Genomic DNA, 23,796 nt, shown 5'->3' on the forward strand with positions numbered 1-23,796 from the left:
CGACCACGCGGTCTACAAGACCAGGAACGTCGTCGAGCGGTTCTTCGCCCGGATCAAACAGTTCCGGGCAGTGGCCACCCGCTACGACAAACACGCCCGCAACCACCGGGCCGGGATAGCCCTCGCCGGAATCATAACCTGCCTCCGAGACACCTTATGAGACACGCCCTAGTCGGATTGGGTTCTGGACGAGGGCCGGGCAAGGTTGCGTTGACCAGCGGCGGCGAGGGTGCCGAGCTCTCCGAGGAACGCGTCGCGTTCCTAGTCGGGACCAGCCTGCCGGACGCGGAGGGAACCGATCCCGAAGGAGGCGGCATCGTGTTCGTATTCGACGGCGCCTATAGGGCGCTGGCGGGTTCTCGTCTTTCCGGTCGTGTTCCGCTTGGCCTGGGCGACTGTTTGCGTTGTTAGGGTGGAGTGCGATGGTCTATTACTTGCGGGTGATTTGGGGTCACGCATTCGTGGACGAGCCCGTCCTGCTTCTCTGCGAGGTGACGGACGGCGAGGAGACGAGGAAGGTGGAGGTGTACCGTGACGGCCATGCCGATCTGGCGGACCGCCGGCGCTCGACAGGGTCGACTCGCTTGTCCGTGTCGCCCTTGCCCTCGGTTGAGGAGATTTCCGCCCAGGACGAGTTCACGGCGGAGCGGATCACGCGGCCCGAGTTCGACAGGGCGTGGCTGGCGGCTCTGCGAGGGCATCGGCTCTGAGCTGCGCGGCCCGGGGTGGCGACCCCCCCAGCGGTGACGCGCGTGAGGCTGAGGCCGATGTCCAGCGTCGTGTTGTTTGGCGGTGTTTGAGGCGGGTTGTTTGACGGTGCGGGGGGGTGGCGTTGGGGCGGGGGTTGCCGTCAGGATTGTGACGGTCTTTGTCGGGCGGCCCCCGGCGGCCCGTTGATCGGTTGGGCGGCCGGGGGCCTGGCGCGTTGGGAGCGCGCTTGTGTTGACGGTATGCGTTAATCAGCTGGTTGTCGAGGCGAGGTTGCTGGCCGGGGGTTACCGTTGCCCGGTCTGCGGCGGGGTGTTGCGGCCTTGGGGATGGGCCCGGTTCCGCGTGGTGTGGGACGGTTTCGCGGGGCGGGGCGTGTCGCGGGCGCGGTTCGCGCCGAGGCGGGCGCGGTGCTCGGCGTGCGGGGCGACGCATGTGCTGTTGCCGGTGTTGTTTTTCTCCAGGCGGGCGGACTCGGCCCGCGTGATCGCCCGCGCGGTGGAGTGGCGGGCGGCGGGTCTGGGTTGGCGGCGGATCGCGTCGCGGCTGGCCCGGCCGCCGACCACGGTCAGGCGCTGGCTCAAGGCCGCCGGGACGGCGGCCGAGGCGGGGGCGGGCGTGTTGCTGGCCGCCGCGTTCGAGGTCGCCCCGGATCCGGCCGCGGTGTCGCCGAGGCCGGCCGGGTCCCCGCTTGGGGGCCTGGTGGCCGTGTTGTCGGCGTTGGCGGCGGCCGTGGGGGCGCGTTGGCGGCGCCCGGCGGGTTCGTGGCAGTCGGCGGGCGCGGCGGCGTGCCGGTCCCGGTTGTTGCAGGCGTCTTGGTGGGCGGGGGAAGCGCAACACGAGTTGGCGCTTATGCCGGCGTGGTGGTCTGAGACAGGGTTGGCTCCGGGCCTGTGAGGGGCGGGCCCGGCGCCCGGCGCCGGCCGGTAAGGGCCGGCGGGGCGCCTGTTTCGATCCCGGGAGGGGGATGGCTGGCATGGTTGAGGCGGTTTCGAGGTCTGAGAGGGCCGACAGGGTGGCGATGTGGCGTTGGGGGGTGATACGCGACGCGATCGATCCGGAGCTGACCGCGAAGCAGCGCGGCCGGGTGGTGCGGCGGATCGCGGGGGAGGCTCATCCCGCGCCGGGCGGGGGGACCAGGCGGGTGTCCAGGGAGACGGTCGACCGGTGGCTGCGCGCGTGGCGGCGCGGCGGCCTGATGGGGCTGCGGCCGTCGGGCAGGCAGTCCGAGCCGAGGACCCCGCAAGAGGTTTTGGACATGGCGGCGGCGTTGAAGAAGGAGCGGCCGGAGCGGACCGCGGCGCAGGTGCGGAGGGTGATGCTGCGCGCGGCGGGGGACGCGCCGTCCGAGTCGACGATCTTGAGGCATTTCCGCAGGCTCGGGTTGAACACGGCCGCGCCGCCGGAGGCCCACGGCCGTTTCCAGGCGGACTTCCCGAACGAGATCTGGGTCGGGGACGCTTTGCACGGCCCCAGGGTCGCGGGCCGGAAGGCGTACCTGTTCGCGTTCCTCGACGACCATTCCCGGTACGTGACGGGCGCGAGGTGGGCCTGGTCCGAGGACCACGCCCGCCTCGCGATCGCGTTGCGGCCGGCGCTGGCCGCGCACGGGATCCCGTCTTCCCTGTACCTGGACAATGGCGCCGCGATGGTGGACGGCGCGCTGGGGCGGGCGTGCGCCCGCCTCGGGATCCGGCTGGTCCACTCCGCGCCGGGCCGCCCGCAGGGCCGCGGCAAGATCGAAAGATTTTTCAACACGGTCGACGGCCAGTTCCTCGCCGAGGTCGCCCCAGCCGGCGGCGAGGGCCCCGCCGGCGGCTCCCCGGTCGGCTCGCTGGAGGAGCTGAACTCCTTGTTCGACGCGTGGGTGGCGTCCGTCTACCACCGGGCGCCGAACGACACGACCGGGCAGGCGCCCGCCGACCGGTGGGCGGCGGGGTGGGCCAGGGCGGAGCCCAGGCGCGCCACCCTGGAGCAGATCGCGGACGCGTTCAAATGGTCCGCCACGAGGAAGGTCCGCAAAGACGCGACCGTCCAGCTGGCCGGGAACACCTACGAGGTGGACGCGTCCCTCGCCGGCCGGAGGGTCGAGGTCGTCTACGACCCCTACCAGATGGGCTCCCCGGTCGAGGTGCTCCTCGACGGCGAGCCCGCCGGGCGGGGCGAACCGGCGGTGATCGGCCGGCACGTCCACAAGAAAGCGCAGGCCGCGGCCCGCGACGAGGACAAAGGCGCCGAGGGCGGCGCGGCGACCGGGATCGACTACCTCAGGCTGGTGGAGCGGGACCGCCGCGACGAGATAGCGGCCGCCGGGATCGACTACCGGGCGCTGTCCGACGACGAGGCCGCCCAAGACCTCGACGGCGGCCCGGGCGGGGACGACGGCTGGGAGCAGGGGGCGCTGCTGTGAGCGTCGACCGCCTCCAAACCCACTGGGGCCTGACCCGGATGCCGTTCGGCAAGGGCGTGCCAGTCGAGTCCCTGTCCCGGCACAAATCGTTCCAAGAGGCGGTCGCGAGGGTGTCGTGGGCGGTCGCGCAACGCCAGGTCGCGGTCGTCACCGGCGAAGTCGGGTCCGGGAAGACCATGGCCGTCAGGGCCGCCCTCGCCGGACTCGAGCCCGCCCGGCACCTTCCCGTCTACATCCCCGACCCGACCATCACCCTGCGCGGCGTCCACTCCCAGATCACCGCCGCGCTGGGCGGGCAGCCCCAGTTCCACACCGGGATGCTCGCCACCCAGACCGCCAAACTCCTCGCCGGCGAGCTCGACGAAAGAGGCCGCCTCCCCGTCGTCGTGATAGACGAAGCGCACCTCCTGTCCAACCAGGAGCTCGAGTCCCTGCGGATGCTGACGAACTGCGACATGGACTCCCAGTCGGTGTTCGCGCTGGTCCTCGTCGGCCAGCCGACCCTGCGCCGCAGGCTGAAGCTCGCCGTCCTCGCCGCCCTCGACCAAAGGATAGGAGTCCGCTACCAGATGGCCGGCATGGACCCGGCCGAGACGACCGCCTACCTCAAAACCCACCTCGCGTGGGCGGGCCGGTCCGAGCTGCTCTTCGCCGACGACGCGGTCGCCGAGATCTGGCAGGCGTCCCGCGGCCACCCCAGAGCCGTCAACAACCTCGCCACCGCCGCGATGGTCGCCGCCTACGCCGCCGGCAAAGCCATCGTCGACAAAGAATGCGCCGTCGCCGCCGTCATAGAGAACACCGACTAACCCCGCCGCCGCCAGCCTGGCGACCAACGCGGCAACACGACCATGGGGCCCCCACCCGGGGGCCCCATCCCCATGCCCGCATCGGCGCCCCCAACGACGCCAACACCGTCAAATCAGGTGACGGCTAACAGCCGAGACAACAACGAACAGCCCGATAGGGCAATTGTTTCCTACGATGCCGAACACACCCAAATTGGGAGGCCGTCGAAATGGCGGGAAGCGGACTCAGTTTGACTGGCGGCCAGCGCCGCCGGTGGGAGGATTGTCGAGTGGACCGGGCGGATGAGTTGAGGCGGTTGGATTCGGGGCCGCGCCCGGGCGAGCGGTCGGGTTTGGCGGGGGTCGTGGAGATCCGGTTGGAGACCGGCGTCGACGCGGACCTGGTGATCCATAGGGTCAAGGACGTGCTGCGCATCGTGTTGTCCACGACCGAGGAAGAGTTGGAGCGAGGCGAGGCGTCCGGGCTGCCGGACTGGCTGATGGAGACATTCGCGCCCAACGGCCCCGAAGACGACCTGGACGGCCGCCTCTGGTGGGCGTCGCCCGAACGGGAGAAATGGTGGGGCGGGTTGAGCAGCCGCACGCGGCGGCTCGTCACGACCTATACCCCCTGGCGCGAATGGTACGCGCCCTACACGCTTGACGCTTGGGTGTATTCGTTTTCGGAGGAGTTCCGGACGTGGTTTTGGTGGGACGCGCGGGTTGACGGGCCGGACCGTGCGAGCGTGTTCATCGAAGTCGACGGGTGGCCGTACTCGTGGTTCCAGTTGGAATGGCTGTTGGCCGTGGCTGGCGCGGACGTGGTCGACAACCTGGGCTGATCGGCCTGTGTGATCGGGTTCCTTCGCGGCAGGTGCGGGCGGTGTTCGACGCCGTGCCGGCGTCCTCGCGTCGTACGAATGCGCGGGCGGTCGCCGACGCGGGACGCCGCGAGCCCGTTGGCGGAGGAGACTCGGCGACCGGGCGGACCTCGCCGATGTTGACGCGAGGCCGACCGTGGCGCGCGACCCGGCGGCACCCGCCGACCCGTGACGGCCGGGGCACCTCGAGACCGCAGGAGCCCCGCCGGGCCGGGAACAAACCAAGGCGGAGGCGAGAACCTTCGGGGCACGGCATCGTCGGCTTCGCTTGGGGCGGCCCGGGGCCCGTCTGCGGCGGCGCGGGGCCGCTGGTCGCGGGCCGGCCGATCAGCTCCAGTGACCTGATCCAACCACGCGAAAAGGGCTGAGAGCGTTCACGCCGGTCGGGCGATTGCCGCCGAGCGGCATATGTTGCCATATGTTATGGCGCCGGTGTTGAAAGGAGCGGATCACGCCACGAGCGGTCCCCGCGCCGGCATACATGCTCGACACGAGCACGTGCTCCTTTCTGATGCGCGCGCTGCCCGCAGTCGTCGCAAACCTGGGAAGAGCGCAGGCCAGCGGCGCCAGCATCGTAATATCCGCCATCGTCCACTCGAAGCTCCGCGACGGCACCCTCGGGTCGAAGGCTTCCCCGAAACACGCCGCCATGGTGGCCGACTCCACCGCCCGGCTCGACGGCGTTGTCCCATGGGACCAGGCCGCCGCAGACCAAACCGCTTTGATCCGCCGCGACCTGCGGCGGGCGGGAACGCCCATCGGCGTCAACGACTCCGCCATCGCCGGACGCTGTTTGGCTGCGGGCGCGACTATCGTGACGAACAACACCGGCAAGTTCCGCCGCGTGAAGGGCCTCGCGGTCGAAGACTGGGCCAACTCCTGAGCACAGGGCGGCCGATCCGATGGTGTTGGCGCGGGCGGCCAGTTCGGCTTGTGGTTCGGGTGCAGGGTGCTTCCCCGCAGCGAAACACTTGGTCGGACCTCTATGCAACCGATGGTCGCCACTGTATGTAACGGAACGTCGGCCGGTTGCCGCCTCCCCCGACTGCGCTTTGGGCGGTCGCCGCAGGGGCCGGCCCGCCTGATCCAACAGACCGATCGCCCGACGGCCTATGCCAAGTGGGTCCCGCGGTTCTAGCCTGGGAGGCATGTTCGATCCTTTCTATTCCCTCACCCCCCGGTTTCTCGCCGCCGTCTCCTTGATTGAACGCGCCCGCGGCCGGATCGACGCCGCCCGCCTGACCACCGAGCAAGCGGACTCGCTGCACCGGCAGGCCGAAAGCGACATGGCAGTCGCCTCGGCCGGCCTTTCCGACACCTCCCTGACCAAGCGGGAAATCGAGGCCATCTTGGCCGGCGAGGAGGTCCACGCGCCCGCCCGCGCGGTGACGGAGGTCCACAACGCCCGCGAGGGCATGCGCTGGGGGCTGGCCCGCGAACAGGACCGCTCCCCCCTCGCCCTGGAGGACATCGTGGAAATGCACCGCATTTTCGCCCAGGGGCTGATCCCGGACGTGCACCTGGGCGCCTTCAGGCCCGGACCCGCGCTGATCGGCGACCAGTTCGTCGGCTCGGACTGGGGCAAGTACAAGGCCCCGCCGGCCGAGTTGGTCGAGGCCCGCCTGGAGGCGCTGCTGCGGTGGCTGGCGACGGCCGGGGACGACCCGCATCCCGTCATCGCGGCCGGCATTGCCCACCAGGAGATCGCCTCGATCCGGCCGTTCAACGTTTCCACCGGGCAGATCGCGCGCCTGACCTCGCGGATCGTGTTGGGCCAGCACGGCTATTCCTTCCAGGACGGTTTGGCCCTGGGCTTGTATTACCTTGACAACCGCTCGGCCTATTACGCCGCCTTGGACAACGGCGCCAGCTATTTGGAGCGGGCCCACAACTCCCGCAACACCTGGCTGTCCTTCTACCTGCGCGGCCTGCTGAACGAGGTCGACCGGCTCACCGCGCTGTTCTCCGGCTTCGAGGTGGGCGACGAGTTCGCCCAGGCCTGGCCCGCCATGCGCCGCGACGAGGCGGCCCTGCTCGCCTTCGCGGACCACTACGGCTCGCTTTCCCTGCACGATGCCGTCGCCATCCTCTCCCCCACCCCCAAACGTTTGGTGTCCCGCCGGTTGGAGGCCATGGTCAAGGAGGGCCACCTGGTCAAGGACCAGGATGCCGACCCGGTGCGCTACCGCCCGTCGGTGACCGCCTGACGCCGGAGGTCGAAGACCCTCGGGTCGGCCAGGAACGCCGCCACCAGCGGCGCGCAGTAGAAGAACGGCAGGAAGTAGCGCACCAGCATGCCCGGTCCGGCGAAGACCGGGACGCAGGTGGCCAGGAGCAGCAATCCGACCGGCAGGAAGGCGGTCGGCTGCCCGCTCCGGCCCCTGGCCCAGGCGAGCGCCGCCGCGAATCCGGTCAACCAGAGGTAGGTGGCCGGGGACCACAGCCAGGCCAGAATGGGCGTCTCGAAGGGCACCTTCGACTTGGAGGAGAAGGCGGCATACGCCTGGTGCACAAACGCGGGTCCTTTTGGATCCGCTACCCCAGGGCTTTCCGTGTTGTAACAGAAGTAGCTGGTGCCCGTGGCCGGGTAAAGGGCGTCAGGTCCGGACACCGAGTACACGTCCACCACGGCGCCCGGCAGCCACCCTTGGACGGTGTTGGCGGCCAGCGCGTCCGCGTAAATGCCGGGGTGGGCCAGGCCCACCTCCGCCCAGAGCTTCACGAAACGTTTGGTGTCCATCTGGAGGCGGGCGGTGTCAGCGCCGAGCATGACCGGGTCGGCCAGTTGGGGCCGGTAGACCGCGAGCGCCTCCGGCTTCACGTAGGACTCGAGGACGGCCCGTTGGTCCGGCGTCATGGCGCTCGGGGAAGCGTTGTAGGCGCGGGCGAGTTGCTGCAGCGGCACCGAGTAGGCGGCGACGGCGTTGCCGGCGGGCAAATGGAGGATCCCCTTGTACACCAGCGGGTCAAGCAGCAGGCCCGCCACCGCGGCGCTGATGAAGCAGGCCGCCAGCGCCTTGCGGGCGGGCTGTCTGACAATCACCGCCAGCAGCGCGAACAGGATGAACCCGTAGACGGCGTCCCGGCGCATGGCGATGGCGGCCACCGCCAACGCCGCGACCAGCCACCAGCGCCAGCGGCGGGGCTGTTTGAGCGCGTCGACTGTGCAGACGGCCAACGCCAGGACGACCGCCGAGAAGGCGGTGTTGCGCGCCCAGTTGAGCGAGAACAGCGCGATGGTGGGGAAGACCGCGAAGTAGGCCAAAGCCCCCCAGCGGACGCCGCGGGGAACCCGCCACGCCCGCAGGCGCCGCAAGGCGAAGGCGAACACCGCGGCGACGGCCACGGACTGCAGCATGATCCAGGCGGCTATCCCGTAGTTGTCGTGGCCGGTCAGCTTGGCCACCCCGATTTCCACCCCCGTGGCCAGGAAGGTGTGCAGCGGCGGCATGGCCGTGGTCAGCGCGTGGCCGGAGGCCAGCCTGTGGGCGGTGGCCGCGTCATAGCACCAGAAGCCCGGCCAGCCGGACAGCCAGACGGGAGTCCAGGCCAGCCAGATGACGGCCCAGTCGAAGAAGAAGGCCCGTGGGCGGTTCCGCCAAACGGCCATGGGGCGGAGGCGGGGACGTTCGACCAGCCAGCGGGCCGCCGCCACGGCGCCCGCGAAGACGGCGGCCAGAGCCGCGATGGTCACATAAAGCCAAGGCGAGGTCCAGTGCGCCGAACCGTCCCTGATGACCGCCACGCCCACGGCGGTGGCGGCGCCGAAGACCACGCCGAGGACCCAGGTCAACGGGCCGCGCAAGGCCTGGTCCCAGCCGAGGAGCGCCCTGGACCAACGCCCGCCGCCAGACGCCGCCTCTTCCCGTGGTCGCGCCAACTTCATGAACCGGCCCGCCCGCCTAAGGGTGGCGTGGCAGAAGCGGTCGCCCTTGAGGCTGGCCCCCGCGCCTCGGACGGGGGAGTCAATAACTCCGCGCCGTCCGCGCGGCGGGACCGCACAACCAGAGCCAGACGGCGGGCACGGCGCGGGCTGGTGCTCCGCCGCCGAATGGCGGCCTCAAGGCCGCGCCGCCACGCGGCCACCCGCAACTCCGCCTCGGCCAGCGCGTTCGCCCGGTCCCGGCTCGGCTCACCCAGCCAGCGGCCGGCCCGGCGGACGACAACCGACCGGCCCTTCAGCGGCGCCACCGCCAACCGGCCGACAAGGCGGGCCAACGGCGGCGCCCAGGGGGCCGGGTCGGGCGCGCGGGCGGCCTTGATCCGGGGGTCGAGCCCCCGCGCGACCCGCCCGCTCACCACCACGGCCGTGACCGGCCGGCCGTCGAACAGGGCCTGGCCAACCAGGCCGGACAACTCGTCCCAGCCGCTCTCCGTCAACGCCGCCGCCACCAGCGGGGCGGCCAACGCCGGGGCCGCGCCCCCGGCGGGCGCCTCGGCGAACGGCGCGCGACCCGCCGCGACCCGCCGTTCCATAGCGCCGAATTGGTCCGCGCCGTAACGCAGCGCAATCGCCTCTCTGACCGCCCGCGCCGCGCCGGGGGCGCCCCGGCGCAAAGACCCCTCCAAGTCCCCCACCGCCCGCGCCACCGCCGCGCCCGCGCCGGGCCCCAGAGGCGGGTCGATCATCACCGCCCGCCCGGCGGCGACGGCTGGGGCCATGGTCTGCAAAGTGCCGTGGTTACGGGCCACGACCAGCGGCAACCCGCCGAGCAGGCCCTCCAGCGGGGCCAAACCGAAGGTCTCGGCGGGCGAGAGGTGGAGTTGGAGGTCCGCCGCCGCCATCGCTTGGGCCACCTCGACGCGGTTCAGCGCCCCCAAGAAGAAAATCCTGTCCGCCACGCCGAGCCGCAAGGCCAAGGCCTCCAAGTCGGCCCGGGCCGGCCCATGGCCGGCCAACGAGAGCCGCAGGCCCGCGCGCCGACGCGCGGAGCAGACGGCGGCGAAGCCGCGGACCACCGCGAACACGCCCTTCGCGGCGTCCAGGTTGCCCACGTACAACCAATGGTCCAGGCCCGCCTCGACCGGACGGTCCAGGAACGGGAACTCGGCCGGGTCCACGGGGTTGCCGACGGCCCAGACCTTGGCCCGGTCGGCCGGGAAGGCGCGCCGAATCCGACTGGCGGCGTCCTCCCCGGCGGTCAAGACGGCATCGGACATAGACACAACCCGGCCGTACAGCGAACGCGACGCCCGCTTCCGCAAAAGTTGCGGCAGGTAGGAGGCGTGCTCCGCCAAAACGAGCCGCTGGCCGGGCCGCAGGGCCTGGGCGGCCGCGAACCCGGTGGGCAGGCCGACGTGCGCGAACACCACGTCCGCCGCCTCGACCGCCGCCCGCGCGGCGCCGGTCAGGGCGCGGGCCTGCGCCTCGGCGGCCTCCGCCCTGGGCAGGGAATGGCCCACTTTGACTGGCATCCACAGGACGCGGCCCTCCGGCGCCCGCCGCTCCGAGGCCGCGCGCGGGTCGTCCGGGGCCACCAGCTCCAGGTGGACCACGGTCAGCTTGTCCTCGGGCCAGGCCAGGGCGCGCGCCCAATCGCGGACAAAGGCGCCGGCGTAGGGCTTGTCCTCGGTGGGGTACCAGGGGGTCGCCACGACGGCCTGGCCGGAACCGCTCACGGGTCCGCCAGCGGCACGAGGCCGGCGTACAGCTCCGCCAGCTTCTCCGCTTGGGTCTCCCACGCGAAACGCTCTTTCAGCGCGGGCGCGCGGGCGGCCCGCGCCAAAGCCTCCCGGTCCGCCAGGACCAATCGGATCGCCTCCGCGATCGAGGCCGGGTCGGCCGGGTCGAACGTGACGCCAATCCCGGCTTCCGCCACCAACTCCCCCATAGCCTTGACGCGGCTCACCGCCACCGGCAGGCCGGCCCACAGGTAGTCGAACAGTTTGTTCGGCAACGCCATCTCATGGTTCGGCAGGCCAAGGGCCATGGGGTGGATGCCGAAAGTCGCGCTCGACAAGAACCGCACCACCTCTTCCGGGGTCACCGGCTCCACCAGGTGGACCCGGTCCCCCACGCCCAGCTTGGCCGCGTGCTCGGCCAGGCCGAGCGCCACCGGGTAATGGGCGTTCGGGACGCAGACCAAGGCCAAGTGCACGTTTTCCACCAGCGCCACGCCCTCGATCAGTTGTTTGAGGTTGCGGTTGGCGGCCAGCACACCGGCGTACACACCAAGGGGAACATCCAAGCCCAGGCCCAACGCCGCGCGCAGGTCCGGCCCGCAGGCCTGCTCCTGGCCCGCGCGCAACAGCGGGGTGTTCAACACCACCGTGGGACGCGTCGGCAAGCCCAACTCCTGCGGCAACAGGTCGGCGATCGGCTCGGAGACGGTGATGACGGCGTCCGCCTCACGCGCGAACTCCCTCTCCATGGCCGTGTAGGCGGCCTCCCAGAAGGGGTTGCCGCCCAGCATCCCGGCGACGTATTCGTGGGCGTCGTAGACCAGCTTGACCTGTTTGCCGCGCGCCGCCAGCCGCCGCTTCGCATGGACGCCGGCGCCCAGCAGGTGCACGTCGTGGAGGTGCAACAAGTCCGGCTCCAGCTTGACAAGCCAGGGGTTGAAGACGCCTTCCAAATCCGCCACGTTGGCCAGTTCTTTGCGCCACGGCTGGCGGCGCCGCCACGCCTCGTAGCGGCTTTGGCGCCGCTCGGTCCGCACGGACAACGCCTTGGAGCGCACGCGGTGGGCCAGTTGGGCCGCCCGCAGCGAAACCGGCACGCGGTCGGTGTCGAGGCGGGCCCGCCGGGCCGCCAGTTCGGCCGCCCGGATGCGGCGGGCGCGCGCGTTCGCGTAGCCGATCGGCAGCCAGTTGCGCCCCGCGGCCGCCTTCTTCGACACCCGGCGCTGCGCCTCTTGCCGCAGTTCGTAGGCGACGGGCAGGCCGACCGTCCGGGCGCCGCCCAGCTCGCCTTCGGTGACCACATGGCCCGTGTCGTCCGCCCACAGCAGCGTCACCCGGTAGCCCATCGCCGCCGCCGATGCCGCCGACTTGCGCACCCTCGCGTCCGCCGTTATCGGGTTGGCCACGGCCATCACCAAGTGGGGCCCCTTAGCCGACACCCGTCCCCTCCTTCAACAGCGCGATTTCCTGGGCGGCCATCTGGGCCATAGTCATACTAGACCGGACGCGCCGGGCGGCCGCCGCCGACTTGGCCGCGAACACGTCGGGGTGGCGGTACAGGTCGCCGATCGCCTGGACAATCCCGTTCGGGTCGTCCGGCGCCGCCAGGTAGCCCTCCGCCTCCGACATGAACTCCGGCACCGCCGCCACGGCGTTGGAGATCACCACCAGCCCGCACGCCATCGCCTCGTCGCGGGAGACCCCTTGCGAGTCCCAGCGGGTCGGTTGGAGCATCACCCCGTAGTCCTGTTGGAGTTCGGCGATCTCCTGGTGGGTGGCGAAGCCGCGCCGCAGCTCCACATTGGCGAATCGCGCCAGCGGCTCCGCGTCCTGCCCCCACAATTCGCCGTCGCCAATGATCAGGAACCGCAGTTCGCCGAAGAACGGCTCTCGGCTCAGCGCCTCGATCGCCTGGGCGGCCAGGTCGGTGCCGTATTTCCGGCTGGCGAAACTCCTGATCATCAGCACGCGCAGACGTTGGGCGGGCGGTTTGGGCCGGTAGGCGAACAAGTCGGTGTCAACGCCGTTGTTGACCACCGCCGTGCCGCCGGGCGGCAGCCGCAGGTCAAATTCGGCCAGGTCTTCGGCGACTTCCGCCGCGAAGGTGCGCGAGACGAACACCAGCTTGACCGCTTCGCCGACATGGGGCACAACCTGGCGCCACATGTCCATCAGGTTTTCGGTGTGCCGCACCAGCCGGTCATGGTCCTCGGCGGATTCGATCGCGAAGCCGCGCCGCCACCAGGGTTGGATGTCGCTGCCGTGGACCCAGATGGTCAAAGCCACCGCGCCGACGTGCTCCTTGAGGGCCTCCCACACGTGGGGTTTGAGGAAGTGCACCCCCACGGCGGCGTAGCGGCCCGACTCGATGAGTTGGTGGAGCAGTTCGGGCGGGCCCTGAAGCACCTGGACTCCCAGGTGCTCGCGCCATTCTTTGGCCCCGCTCGGCTGCAGCACCATCACGTCGACCTCGAAGCCCAGTTCTTGGTACACCTTCACGCGGGTGTGGACAAACCCGAAGCTGTAGAGGTTGTCGGCGCTGGGATAGCCCGCGCTGATCAGCAGCACCCGGTCGCGGGAGCTCTTCAGCGGCAGGGTCTCCCTCCGCTCGTGGTCCGCGAGCTTCACACCGGTGAAGCGCGAGACGCCGGAGCCGAGAGCCCGCACGGCGAGCCTCACCCGCGCCGCCTCTGGCGGCGGGACCACTCGGTGCCGGGCGTTCCAGCCGTGCCAGCGGCTCTGGACCACGCCGCCGTTGGCGTCCATCAGCGTGATCGCCACCTGGCCCTCGGCCGTCCCCTGCCCGGACAGTTCGACGTGCAGCGCCCCGCCGGCCGCCACCCGCGTCAGGGGCAGCGAGCCGCGCAGGCCCAACGACATGGTGGTGCCCTCTCCGCGAGCGACCTCCCAGACCAGGTCGGCCCCGTCCCGCCAGGCGTGAAGGGCGCCGCCCAGGGCCGCGAAGCGGCCGGTCCGCCAAGCCGCGGGTTTGACCTGCCAGCCCCGGTCGCGGTCTTGGGGCCGCGCCGCCGCCTGCGCCAACTGCCGGGCGATGGCCGGCCACGGCTCCCGCTCCAGCGGCTTCCCCGTCGCCTGGGCCACCATCTGGCACAGCCGTGCCCGGTGGGAGTGCTCGCCGGCTACGGCGGCCGGGTCGAGGACAACCGGCCGGCCGGGACCGGCCGCCTGGTCGAAATAGTTCCAAATCGCCCGCGAGTAGGCGGCGTCCGCGTGGCCCTCGGTGATGAGTTGGCCCAGGAGGCCCGCGCTCATGCGGGTCTCGGAGGAGGCGTCCGGTTCGGCCGGCTCCTCCCCGCCCCGGCGCCCCGGCAGGGGCGCCACGCCCACGCGCTCCGGGCCCAGTTCCCGGCTGAGCTCCAGGGCGACTGACAGTTCGGCGGCGAAGACGAAGTCGAATCCCTCCGCCACGCCCAGGAAGGGCGCGGCCTGGTCTGCGTCGCCCGTCAGCCACAAGAACCGGGCCGGACCGTCCACTTCGCCAAGGCTGGCTTCCCGGACGACCGGCAACGGCAAACCGGTCGGCTCGACTATCACAACGTCCGGCGCGCTGGAGCCATCCGCCAGGAGCCCCGCCTCGTCCAGACCGGCACGCAGGTCGGCGCCGCCGACCAGTTGGACCGCCAGGTTTCCGCCCGCCTCGGCTTTGGCGGCCAGGCGGCTGAGCCGCTCCGCGCGACCGGCGGGGACTGTTCGGGGCGCCTTCGACAACTGCCCGGCGGGGTAGCGCGCGACGGGGATGGAACGGTAAACCAACCCCGGGTACCGGTGACCCGCCAACCTCTGGATCCTGATCAGAACCCGCCGGATCCGGCGCCTCAAACGCATCCGGAGCAGGATAACAGATATGGCAGAATGATCCGGTGACCGCAGGTAGGATCGTTTTCTTGTCCGCCAACAACAACGCTTTGGTCGACGCGAGGATGCTGCGGCAAGTCGAGGCGGCGAACCAATTCGGCTATGAGGCGACCGCCGTCGGCACGGCGTTTTGGGGCGGGGACGAGGAACACGAGGTGCCCGGCGGCCGGGTGATCGTCAAACGCCTGCCGCGCCGTTTGGAGGGGCGGGGCGTGACCGCCCGGCTGCGGGCCGTGAAGGAAGCGTTGCTCCCTTTCTCGCTAACGGCCAGCCCCAACACCGTCCGGGCGCTGGCCGCGTTCTTGGCCCGTGACGCCGCCCACGGCGGCGGGCCCGCGCCGGCGCGGGCGGCCCGCAAGCTGCACTCCCGGGCGATCGCCGCGGTGGCGAAGGCCCGCTTGACGGTGCGCCGGCCCAAGGCCGGCGTGGAGGTCTACGCGGAGGCGGCCCGCTGGGAGCGCGCCAGGGCCCGTCGGCTGTTCTTCTACCGCCTGTTCCCCTGGGCCGCCCGGTGGCGGGTGGTCGCGCCGGACCGAATCGAGGAGGAGTTGGCCGTGGGGCCACTCCTGGACCAGCTGAGACCGGACATCATCCACGTGCATGACGTGTACATGACCGACGTGGCGGCGCGGGCGCAGTCGCGGGCCGCCGCCCAGGGCCGGCGGATCGCCTTGGTCTACGACGCCCGCGAATTCGTCCCGGGCCTGGCGTACACGAACCCGCGCCTGGTGGCGGCCCACGCCCGCCTGGAGAGGGAATACATCAAGCGTTTCGACCGCGTCATCACGGTCTCCGAGCCCCTCGCGGACCTGCTGCGCCGCCACTACAAGCTGCCGCGGCGCCCGGAGCTGGTCATGAACGTGCCCGTGCTGGCGCCCCGCCGCCCGGAGACTCCGGACATACGGACTGCGGCGGGCGTGGCCGAAGGCGTTCCGCTGTTGGTCTACGGCGGCGGCGTCCATCCCGGCCGCGGCGTCCAGACCGCCATCCAGGCGTTGCCGCTCCTGCCGGACGCGCATCTCGCGGTTGTGGTGCGCACGGTCGCCTGGATGCCCGCCGAGCTGATCGAGCTGGCCAAGCGGGAAGGCGTCCAAGACCGGCTCCACGTGGTGCCGTTCGTGGACCACGACCAGGTGGTCCACTATTTCCGTTCCGCGGACATCGGGTTGAGCCCGCTGCTCGCGGCCGTCAACCACGAAGTGGCCCTGACCAACAAGTTCTTCGAGTACCTTTTCGCGGGGCTGCCGATCGTCACCAGCCTGGGCGCCCAAGCCGACCTGGTCCGCCGCCTCGACCTGGGCGCCTCCCACCGGCCGGACGACCCGGCCGACTTGGCGCGGGCCGTGGGCGAAGTGATGCTCCGCCTGGCGGAACTGAAAGAGCGCATTCAAAACGACCACGAGTTGCTGGCCAAGTTCAGCTGGGAGGCCCAGCTGCCGGTGCTGGAGCGCGTCTACCGGGAGGTGTCACAGCCATGAGCTCGACGCAGAAGATCATCAGCGTGGTTGGCGCCCGCCCGCAGTTCGTCAAGCTGGCCCCGGTGGCGGAGGCCATGGCGGCGGCCGGGGTGGACCACCGGATTGTCCATTCCGGCCAGCACTACGACGCGGCCATGTCGCAAGCCTTTTTCGCCGACCTGGCGATTCCCGCCCCGGACGTCAACCTGGGTCTGGGCTCGGGTTCGCACGGCCACCAGACCGGCGCCATGCTGGGGGCCCTCGAAGACGTGTTCCTGGCCGAACGCCCGGACTGGGTGCTGGTCTACGGCGACACCAACACCACGCTCGCCGCCGCCATAGCCGCCGTCAAACTGCACCTGCCGCTGGCCCATTTGGAGGCCGGGCTGCGCTCCTTCAACCGCCGCATGCCGGAAGAGCACAACCGCGTGCTCACGGACCACGCCGCCGACCTGCTCCTGGCGCCCACGGCGGTGGCGATGGCCCACCTCGCGCGCGAGGGCCTGGCCAAGACCTCGCGCCTGGTCGGCGACGTCATGACGGACGTCTGCTACCGGGTGGCGAACGCCGTCCGGCCGAAGTGGCGAAGCCAGCCCGGACCGGTCGACGATTACAGCCTGGCCACCATCCACCGCCCGGCCAACACTGACGACCGGGCCCGCCTTGACGCCATCCTGGACGCCCTGGCGGCCCTGCCCGGCCACGTCCGCCTGGCCACCCATCCCCGCCTGCGGGACAAGGCCGCCGAATTCGGGCTCAACCTGGCGCGCGGCGGGATCGAGCCGATTGAGCCCCTGAGCTACCCCGCCATGGTGGCCGAGGTCCTCGACTCGAAGAACGTGGTGACCGACTCGGGCGGCCTGCAAAAGGAGGCCTACCTGCTGGGGCGCCCCTGCACCACGGTGCGCCCGGAGACCGAATGGGTGGAAACCCTGGAGGGCGGATGGAACGTGCTGGCGAACCAGCCGGACCGGATCGTCGCCGCCGTCACCCGCCCCCGGCCGACCGCCGAACGCTCCCAGCCTTACGGCGACGGACACGCCGCCGCCAGGGTTGTCGCAGAGCTGACCGCCTAGCGGCCCGCGCCGATCACCAGGCGGGTGGCCCCCGCCCAGCGCTCCGGCCTGGTCACCCGCCGCCCGTCCACCAGCACTTTGACGCCCGGCAGGTCGGCTGGCTCCAAGTCGGCGTAGACGGGATGGTCCGCCTGGATGATGGCGGCGTCGACCGGCTCGCCCAAGTGATACGGCGCCCAGCCGAAGCCCTCCAATTCCTCATCGGCGAACATCGGGTCGTGGACCAGCACGCGGGCTCCGCGTTCCGCCAGCGCCGCCACCACCGGGAAGACCCCTGAGAACGCGGTCTCTTTGACCCGCCCCCGGTAGGACGCCCCCAGCACCGCCACGGTCTTGCCCGCCAGGTCGCCGTCCAGCGCCGAGGCCGCCAGTTCGACGGCGTGCGCGGGCATGCCCATGTTGGCCTCGCGGGCGGCCCGGACGATTGTCGCCTCCGGGTCGTTGTACAGGTAAAGCCTGGGGTAGACGGGGATGCAGTGGCCGCCCACCGCGATCCCCGGCCGGTGGATGTGCGAATACGGCTGCGAGTTGGCGGCCTCGATGACTTGGTGCACGTCAATCCCATGGCGCTCGGCGAACTTGGCGTACTGGTTGGCCAGGCCAATGTTGACGTCGCGGAAGGTCGTCTCCGCCAGTTTGGCGAGCTCCGCCGCCTCCGGCGAGCCGAGGTCCCACACCCCGTTGGCCCTGGGCAGGTCGGGCCGCTCGTCAAAGTCCAGGACGGCCTGGTAGAACGCGGTGGCCCGTTCCGCGCCCCTGGCGCTCAGCGCCCCGATCAGCTTCGGGTAGCGCCTAAGGTCCCGGAAGACCCGCCCGGTCAGAACCCGCTCCGGCGAGAAGACCAGGTCGAAGTCAACCCCTTCGACCAGGCCGGAGACCTCCTCGATCAGCGGCTTCCAGCGCCCGCGGGTGGTCCCGACCGGCAAGGTCGTCTCATAGGAGATCAACGTGCCCGGCGTCAGATTGGCGGCGAGCGACCGGGTCGCGGACTCCATCCAGCCGAAGTCCGGCTCCCAGGTTTGGTCGTCCACCAGCAAAGGCACCACCACCACGATCACGTCCGCGCCCGGAATGGCCTGGCCGTAGTCCGTGGTGGCCGTCAGGCGCCCGGCGGGCACCAATCGGCCCAGCCGCTCCCCCAGTCCCGCCTCGCCCGGAAACGGCTCGCGCCCCTCGTTCACCCTGGCGACCAGCGCGGGATTGACGTCCACGCCCACCACCTGGTGGCCTTTGGCGGCGAATTGGACCGCCAGCGGCAGGCCGATCTTGCCCAGTGCCACGACCGCAATCTTCACTTCTCCGAAACCTCCACTGCTCGTTTTGCCCGCCTCAGCCTAACGCCCCGCCAGCCGTTTGATCCGGCGGACCGCGCGGTAGAAGGGCGAGCGGCGGATCCGCGCCAGTTCGGCCCGCAGGGCGTCCTCCCGCCGGTAGCGCTCGGTCAGCTCGCCCTTCAGCCGCGCCACGTCCGCCTCAAGGCGTTCCGCGCGCCGTTCGGACGCTTCCGCCGCCGCGCGCAGGGCCCGGCGTTCCGCCTCGGACTGTTCCTCCAGGCCGCCGCGCAGCGGGGCGACCTCCGCCAGGTACCGGTCCGCCAGTTGGGCGCCCGCCAGCGAAGCCTCCTCCCGCGCCAGCACGGCCGCGTTGGCCATGGTCAACAGCTCGACGTCCGATGCCGTCGGGGCGCCTTCCAGCCACCCCCGCGCCGCCCGCGTCAAGTCGAAAGCCGGCCCCGCCGCTTGCGGCCGGACGGCGGCGTGGGCCACCAGGACGGTCCTTGGCCCCGGCAGGCGCACCAGCTCGTGAATCTGCGCCCCGACGGCCGCCGTTTGGGCCGCCAACGCCCGGACGCCCAGCACCTCGCTGCCGCCGGGCAAGTCCGCCACGAGCCAATCGCCCTGGGCCAACGGGACCGGCTTGGCGGCTATCACCAATTTGGCCTGGCCGGGCGCCGAGCCGTCCGAAACGGCGCCCGTGGCGGCGGCCTGGACGGCATCGGACAAATAGCCGGGCAGGCCGGGCCTCGGGTCGAAACTGAGCCCCTGCGCCCGGGCCGCGGCGAACAACTCCGCCAACTGCCTCATCGGCGGCCCTCCAACGCGAGGAAATGCCGGTTCAGGACCTCGGCGCTGAAGCGCCCGTCGTGGAAGCGGCGGACGAAGTCCGGGCCGGCCTCCGCCAAGGCGCGGTAGGCGGACGGGTCGGCGGCGATGTCCGCCACGACCTCGGCGATCGTGGACGGGTCGGCCTCCACCACGGGCAGGGGCTCGGGATAGCGGCGGCGGGTCGCCGCGCCGATGTGGGCCACCGCCAGGCGTCCGGCCGCCATGGTCTGGCTCAGCAACGTGTCCGGGTTGCCCAGCACCACCTGGTCCACCACCACGTCGACCTGCCGCAACAGGCGCGGCACCGCCACGGGGGGAAGGCCCCGGACGGACGTGTACTCGATCATCCCCGCGTGGGCCAGGCGCCATAACGCCGCGTCCACGAATTCCGACCCTTTCATCACATCCGAGCTGGGCGCGTGGGCCACTTTCAGCTTCGCGCCCGGCTCCCACGGCGGCGCCGGGGCGAGGTCGTCGGAACTCACCACGACCGGCAGCCAGTGCGCCTCCTCGAAGTAGTCGAGCATGTCCAACGTGGACACGAACACCGGCACCCCCAGCGCGCCAAGCGCCTGGTGCAGCCATTCGGCCGCGCGGGCCCGGCTCTGGAAGAACTCCGAACGCTCGTCGTGGTAGGGGCTCCAGGGCTCCAAAGACCGGTGCAGCGCGGGCGTCCGGCCGGCCGTGCCGTGCACCATGCAGGCCACCCGCCGCCCGCTGGCCAAGAGCTGCTCGGCCTCCATCAGGCCGAACTCCTGGGCGAGGTCCGGTTCGCGCAGGTCGTTTACGCCGATCAGCCCGCGCAGATCTTCCAACAGTATGTGGCTGGCGGGCGCCACCAACTCCAACGCCAGGTCCACGCGGGCCACGGGATCCGGCAGGTCTTCTACGCGGACCAACTGGTCGGCCTCGAACACCCGGGCGGTGAACGTCCGCAACTGGATGTTCAGGGCCCTGAAGCCGGGCACGTGGCGGTTCACCGCGTCCGCCCAGGCCCGGCCTTGGCCGGCGTAGTTGGCCGAGCCGATCAGCAGGCGGCCGGGGGCGGGTGCGGCGGGCGGCGCCGACCCGCCGACGGCCGCGCGCTCGGCCAAGGCGGCCCGTTCCAACGGCGTTAGCCCTAGGGCGGCGACTTTGACGCCCTCGGGGGTGACGGTCAACCAGGTCGGCATGGGTTCGGGCGTCAATTCGAGCGGCCACGGCCTGTCGGCGAAACGCTCTTGCCCCAACCCGGCCTGGCTCAAGACCCGGTCGGTTGTGGATGGCGGCGGGTAGACAACTCCGGCCACGGATTGCCCTGCCTCCAGCGCCCTGACGGCGCCCACCGCCGCGGACTCGGTGGCCACCGCCAACACGTTGTCGAAACGCCTGGCGGCGCGGGCCAACGCGAGCGCCGCCTGTTCGTTCAGCGCCCAGGCCACAACCTGGCCCGCTGGCTGCGCCGTCAGCTCCTGGGCCAGTTGGTCTTCCCATTGGACCCGTTCCGCCGGCCGCAGCGTGACGGGCCGCGCGTGCAGGCCCGCCAGCTTGGCCGGGACCTGCGCCAACCCGGGCGCCTCGACCGCCACCACCACCAGGCTCACCATCCGGGCGACTCCTCGAGCTGGCCGAAGGCGGCGTCAAAGGTCTGGGACGCCCGGTCCAGGATCTGTTCGAACAGCGCGTTCGGCGCGCCCAGCGCGTCCTGGCCGGCCGGGCCGCTGAGGATGCCCCCTTCCCAGGGATAGGGTTCGTAGAGCACAAACGGGACGGCGCGGGCGGCGTTCAGGCTAAGCGCCACGCCAGCGCTGACCGCCGGCGGCAGAACGGCGACCACAAGGTCAAAAGGGCGGGCGTCATGCAACGTCCGGGCCGCCGCCGAGGCGCCTGGGAGCCAAGCCGCAGGCCAATGGTCCTCAGTCGGCTCGGGGAACACCCTGGCGTCCACTTCCCTCAGCCATTGCGGGGCGGCGCCGCCGTACCGCAACAGCAGGTCCGACCAGCGGTTGACGATCGGCTCCCGCCAGGCGGCGGGCTGGTCCACCCGCACCACGGTCACCGCCGGGTCGGTCCCGCCGGCGGCCCCCGAGTCCGGCCCCAAGGGGCCCGCCCCCATGGTCAGGACCGTCACCGTGTGGCCGCGCCGCGCCAAGGCGTTGACCGCCCCCAGCGCGTTTGCCGCGACCGGACCCGTGTGCGGCGGAAAGCGCCAAGCGACGAACAGCACACGCTTTGCGCCTGCGGCCGCCACGCCTCGATCCGCCACGTCTGCCACCCTAGTGGAGAGCCGGGAGATGGGCTAGGTCGGCCGGCGCCTCTTGATATGGTGTAGCCCGTGACGGCCAACCCCCTGCTCCGGCGGCCGGCCGGCCGGCTGGCGGCCGGAATCGCTTTGCTGGGCGTGGCCCTCCTGGCCGCCGCTTACTTCGGCTACTGGGTCGGCAGGCCGGGCGGGATCGACTTCTTCGGCGGGCCGGCGGCCCCCGCGTCGCCAACCCCGCCCGCCACGCCTGCGGGGACGCCCGCCTCCCCCGGGCCGTCAGTGAACCCGCTGCCGGATCCGCCCTCGCTGGAGCCGCCGCCGGTCGACCCGGCGCTGGGCTACCGGGTCTCCGGTTACCGCCCGCAGGCGATCGACCAACCGTTCGTCACGCGGAACGAGGCGACCGGGCGGACTGTCGAACTGGACGCCGACGGCGGCCTGGTCTACCGCATGAGCGAGGGCGCCGACCCGCTCTTTCAACCGGTCACCATCTCGCAATGGGCCATGAGCGCCCACACCCAGTATTGGCTGACCGGCCATGACCTTTGGCTTGACCTCGCCCGCGCCTCGGCTGAGAAGCTGCTGGACGGCAAAGTCGAGGCGGACGGCGCCTATTTCTACCCGTATCTGTACGAATGGAAAAACGCCGATTACGGCTTCGACTTCCAACCGCCCTGGTATTCGGGCATGGCCCAGGGCGAGGCGCTGTCCGTGTTCGTCCAACTGGCGCAGGAGTTCCCCGACCAGCCGGTCTGGCGCGAGGCGGCCGACGCCACCTTCGAATCCTTCCTGGCGCCGGTCAGCGCGGAACAACCCTGGGTGACCAGAGTGGAGGACGGGTACGTCTGGTTCGAAGAGTACGCCGACCCGGATCCCTTCCAGGTCTTCAACGGCCAGGTCTTCGCGCTGTTCGGGATCTACGAATACGCGCTGTTGACGGGCGATCAGCGGGCCGTCGACTTGTTCGACGGCGGCGCGACAACGGCGCTCGCCGCAATGCCGCAGCTCAGGGTGCCCGGCGAAACCTCGCTGTACTGCGTCGAGTTGGAGCGCTGCGTGGAGGCGAAGTGGCAGAACTCCAACTACCAGTCGATCCATGTCGCCCAGTTGGAGATGCTGGCGGCCATGACCGGCGACGCGGCCTTCGCCCACTGGGCACAGGCCCTGCGGAGCGACGTTTCGGACTTCACGCCCTGGCCCCCCGCCGAATACTGGCCGAAACCAGATGAAAGGCTCTAGAGCGTGAAAACGTATGGTGTTGTGCTGGCCGGCGGCGTGGGCGCGCGGCTCGGCCTGTCGGTTCCCAAGCAGATGGTCAAGGTGGCGGGCAAGACAATCCTGGAGCACACCGTCGCCGCGTTCGACTCCCACCCGCTGATCGACGAGGTCATCGTCATGATCACGCCCGGTTGGACCGAGCGGGTGGCCACGCTGTTGGGCAGCCGCTTCCGCAAACTCAGCTTGATTCTGGAGGGCGGCGTCACCCGCAACGAGACCACGCGCCGGGTGTTGGAGGCGATCGACGCGGATGAGGCGAAGGTGTTGCTGCATGACGCGGTTCGCCCGCTGGTCGACGAGCGGATCATCGCCGAATGCGTCCGGGCGTTGGACCGCCACGAGGCGGTGGACGTGGCCATCCCGTCCTCCGACACGGTGGTCATGGTGGACGACGACGAGGTCATCACCCGCATTCCCGACCGCTCCCGGTTGCGGCGCGGCCAGACGCCCCAGGCCTTCAAGCTCTCGACCTTGCGGGCGGCCTATGCGAAGGCCATCGAGGACCCGTACTTCCACGCCACCGACGATTGCGGCGTGGTGGTCCGCTACCTGCCGGAAGTGGACGTCAAGTGCGTTCTCGGGTCGGAGAACAACATCAAAGTGACGCATCCGGTCGACTTGACCATTGCGGACAAGCTGTTCCAGTTGGCCACCCAGGCGGCGCCGCACAAGTCTTTGGAGGAGTTGACCTTGGCGCTGAGCGGGAAAGTGCTGGTGGTGCTGGGCGGCTCTTACGGGATTGGCGCGGAGATCGCGCGGATCGCGCGCGCGGCCGGAGCGGTCGTGGTGGCGCACGGGCGCTCGACCACCGGTTTGCACGTGCAGGACCTGGACGCGCTGGAGGAGGCCCTGGGCGAAGTGCGCGCGGAGCACGGCCAAATCGACGCGGTGGTCCTGACCGCGGGCGTCCTGAAGGTGGGTCCGCTGGCCACCACCTCGCCCGAGGAGATCAACCAGTCGATCGCGGTCAACTACACGGCGGCGGTCAACGTGGCGCGGGCCGCGTACCCGCATTTGGCGGCCAGCCACGGCCACCTGCTGCTGTTCACGTCATCCTCCTACACCCGCGGCCGGGAGAACTACGCGCTCTATTCCTCATCCAAGGCGGCGGTGGTCAACTTGACCCAGGCCCTGTCTGAGGAGTGGGCGGGGGACGGGATCAAAGTCAACGTGGTCAACCCGGAGCGGACCGACACGCCCATGCGCGTCAACGCCTTCGGCGAGGAGCCGGCCGGAACGTTGCTATCCGCCGAACAGGTGGCCCAGGCTTCCCTGGACACGATCACCTCCGAGTTGACGGGGATCGTGGTGGACGTGCGCCGGCCCGATCCGGGGCCCTGATTGGCGCGAACG

At 71.0% G+C, this 23,796-nt stretch carries 20 protein-coding genes; 12 read left to right on the forward strand and 8 right to left on the reverse strand.

The window, feature by feature from the left end; genetic code table 11:
• The 8 genes from LBC97_10930 to LBC97_10965 form a co-directional block, all read left to right on the forward strand.
• The coding region (locus tag LBC97_10930) for a transposase (GenBank protein MDR2566542.1) at positions 1–160 on the forward strand (160 nt) is incomplete at its 5' end.
• A gap of 262 nt (positions 161–422) precedes the next feature.
• A complete protein-coding gene (locus LBC97_10935; GenBank protein MDR2566543.1) occupies positions 423–710 on the forward strand; it encodes a hypothetical protein in 288 nt (95 codons plus the stop codon).
• A 229-nt stretch (positions 711–939) separates the two neighbouring features.
• A complete protein-coding gene (locus tag LBC97_10940) occupies positions 940–1,605 on the forward strand; it encodes a helix-turn-helix domain-containing protein (protein MDR2566544.1) in 666 nt (221 codons plus the stop codon).
• Positions 1,606–1,684: 79 nt separating this feature from the next.
• Positions 1,685–3,118 carry a DDE-type integrase/transposase/recombinase gene (locus LBC97_10945; protein MDR2566545.1) on the forward strand — a complete coding sequence of 478 codons (1,434 nt, stop codon included), beginning with the start codon at positions 1,685–1,687 and terminating at the stop codon, positions 3,116–3,118.
• The gene (locus LBC97_10950) at positions 3,115–3,927 is read left to right on the forward strand and encodes an AAA family ATPase (GenBank protein ID MDR2566546.1); all 813 of its coding nucleotides are present in this window, start codon (positions 3,115–3,117) and stop codon (positions 3,925–3,927) included. The genes LBC97_10945 and LBC97_10950 overlap by 4 nt, the downstream gene beginning before the upstream one ends.
• Positions 3,928–4,196: 269 nt before the next feature.
• Entirely contained in the window at positions 4,197–4,748 is a 552-nt protein-coding gene (locus LBC97_10955; GenBank protein ID MDR2566547.1) for a hypothetical protein, read from the forward strand.
• A 520-nt stretch (positions 4,749–5,268) separates the two neighbouring features.
• The gene (locus LBC97_10960; GenBank protein ID MDR2566548.1) at positions 5,269–5,670 is read left to right on the forward strand and encodes a hypothetical protein; all 402 of its coding nucleotides are present in this window, start codon (positions 5,269–5,271) and stop codon (positions 5,668–5,670) included.
• A 265-nt stretch (positions 5,671–5,935) separates the two neighbouring features.
• On the forward strand, positions 5,936–6,994 hold the full coding sequence (locus LBC97_10965; protein MDR2566549.1) for a Fic family protein: 1,059 nt from the start codon (positions 5,936–5,938) through the stop codon (positions 6,992–6,994).
• Here the strand turns inward: LBC97_10965 and LBC97_10970 are convergent.
• Genes LBC97_10970 through LBC97_10985 form a run of 4 tightly spaced genes read right to left on the reverse strand, consistent with a single transcriptional unit; the run spans position 6,970 to position 14,255 of the window.
• A complete protein-coding gene (locus LBC97_10970) occupies positions 6,970–8,673 on the reverse strand; it encodes a DUF6020 family protein (GenBank protein ID MDR2566550.1) in 1,704 nt (567 codons plus the stop codon). The two genes, LBC97_10965 and LBC97_10970, sit on opposite strands and share 25 nt — an antisense overlap.
• Entirely contained in the window at positions 8,670–10,406 is a 1,737-nt protein-coding gene (locus LBC97_10975) for a glycosyltransferase (GenBank protein MDR2566551.1), read from the reverse strand. Before LBC97_10975 ends, LBC97_10970 begins: the two co-directional genes overlap by 4 nt.
• The gene (locus LBC97_10980; GenBank protein MDR2566552.1) at positions 10,403–11,848 is read right to left on the reverse strand and encodes a glycosyltransferase; all 1,446 of its coding nucleotides are present in this window, start codon (positions 11,846–11,848) and stop codon (positions 10,403–10,405) included. The genes LBC97_10975 and LBC97_10980 overlap by 4 nt, the downstream gene beginning before the upstream one ends.
• A complete protein-coding gene (locus LBC97_10985) occupies positions 11,838–14,255 on the reverse strand; it encodes a glycosyltransferase family 4 protein (GenBank protein ID MDR2566553.1) in 2,418 nt (805 codons plus the stop codon). The genes LBC97_10980 and LBC97_10985 overlap by 11 nt, the downstream gene beginning before the upstream one ends.
• A 35-nt stretch (positions 14,256–14,290) precedes the next feature.
• Between LBC97_10985 and LBC97_10990 the strand changes: the two genes are divergently transcribed.
• Positions 14,291–15,763 (forward strand): glycosyltransferase, encoded by a 1,473-nt coding sequence (locus tag LBC97_10990; protein ID MDR2566554.1) that lies wholly within the window; start codon positions 14,291–14,293, stop codon positions 15,761–15,763.
• On the forward strand, positions 15,760–16,818 hold the full coding sequence (gene wecB / locus LBC97_10995) for a UDP-N-acetylglucosamine 2-epimerase (non-hydrolyzing) (protein ID MDR2566555.1): 1,059 nt from the start codon (positions 15,760–15,762) through the stop codon (positions 16,816–16,818). Before LBC97_10990 ends, wecB begins: the two co-directional genes overlap by 4 nt.
• On the opposite strand, the gene LBC97_11000 is transcribed toward wecB, so the two are convergent.
• The 4 genes from LBC97_11000 to LBC97_11015 are packed head-to-tail and all read right to left on the reverse strand — an operon-like array spanning position 16,815 to position 21,168.
• Positions 16,815–18,113, reverse strand: a complete 1,299-nt coding sequence (locus tag LBC97_11000) for a nucleotide sugar dehydrogenase (GenBank protein MDR2566556.1) — start codon at positions 18,111–18,113, stop codon at positions 16,815–16,817. The two genes, wecB and LBC97_11000, sit on opposite strands and share 4 nt — an antisense overlap.
• 39 nt (positions 18,114–18,152) lie before the next feature.
• Positions 18,153–18,902 (reverse strand): hypothetical protein, encoded by a 750-nt coding sequence (locus LBC97_11005; GenBank protein ID MDR2566557.1) that lies wholly within the window; start codon positions 18,900–18,902, stop codon positions 18,153–18,155.
• Complete coding sequence (locus LBC97_11010) at positions 18,899–20,509, reverse strand: hypothetical protein (protein ID MDR2566558.1); 1,611 nt, start codon at positions 20,507–20,509, stop codon at positions 18,899–18,901. The genes LBC97_11005 and LBC97_11010 overlap by 4 nt, the downstream gene beginning before the upstream one ends.
• Positions 20,503–21,168, reverse strand: coding sequence for a hypothetical protein (locus LBC97_11015; GenBank protein ID MDR2566559.1), 666 nt, complete (start codon positions 21,166–21,168; stop codon positions 20,503–20,505). The genes LBC97_11010 and LBC97_11015 overlap by 7 nt, the downstream gene beginning before the upstream one ends.
• 69 nt (positions 21,169–21,237) lie before the next feature.
• Between LBC97_11015 and LBC97_11020 the strand changes: the two genes are divergently transcribed.
• Complete coding sequence (locus LBC97_11020) at positions 21,238–22,404, forward strand: D-glucuronyl C5-epimerase family protein (protein ID MDR2566560.1); 1,167 nt, start codon at positions 21,238–21,240, stop codon at positions 22,402–22,404.
• Between the two features lie 3 nt (positions 22,405–22,407).
• Positions 22,408–23,784 carry a bifunctional cytidylyltransferase/SDR family oxidoreductase gene (locus tag LBC97_11025; GenBank protein ID MDR2566561.1) on the forward strand — a complete coding sequence of 459 codons (1,377 nt, stop codon included), beginning with the start codon at positions 22,408–22,410 and terminating at the stop codon, positions 23,782–23,784.
• The last annotated feature ends 12 nt before the right edge of the window (positions 23,785–23,796 follow it).

It is taken from the genome of Bifidobacteriaceae bacterium, assembly GCA_031281585.1.
In the GTDB taxonomy this organism is placed as follows: Bacteria; Actinomycetota; Actinomycetes; order Actinomycetales; family WQXJ01; genus JAIRTF01.

Coding starts and splice junctions, on each gene's coding strand:
- LBC97_10935 (MDR2566543.1), top strand. CDS start 423: ATGGTCTATTACTTGCGGGTGATTTGGGGTCACGCATTCGTGGACGAG.
- LBC97_10945 (MDR2566545.1), top strand. CDS start 1,685: ATGGTTGAGGCGGTTTCGAGGTCTGAGAGGGCCGACAGGGTGGCGATG.
- LBC97_10960 (MDR2566548.1), top strand. CDS start 5,269: ATGCTCGACACGAGCACGTGCTCCTTTCTGATGCGCGCGCTGCCCGCA.
- LBC97_10965 (MDR2566549.1), top strand. CDS start 5,936: ATGTTCGATCCTTTCTATTCCCTCACCCCCCGGTTTCTCGCCGCCGTC.
- LBC97_10970 (MDR2566550.1), bottom strand. CDS start 8,673: ATGAAGTTGGCGCGACCACGGGAAGAGGCGGCGTCTGGCGGCGGGCGT.
- LBC97_10985 (MDR2566553.1), bottom strand. CDS start 14,255: ATGCGTTTGAGGCGCCGGATCCGGCGGGTTCTGATCAGGATCCAGAGG.
- wecB (MDR2566555.1), top strand. CDS start 15,760: ATGAGCTCGACGCAGAAGATCATCAGCGTGGTTGGCGCCCGCCCGCAG.
- LBC97_11005 (MDR2566557.1), bottom strand. CDS start 18,902: ATGAGGCAGTTGGCGGAGTTGTTCGCCGCGGCCCGGGCGCAGGGGCTC.
- LBC97_11010 (MDR2566558.1), bottom strand. CDS start 20,509: ATGGTGAGCCTGGTGGTGGTGGCGGTCGAGGCGCCCGGGTTGGCGCAG.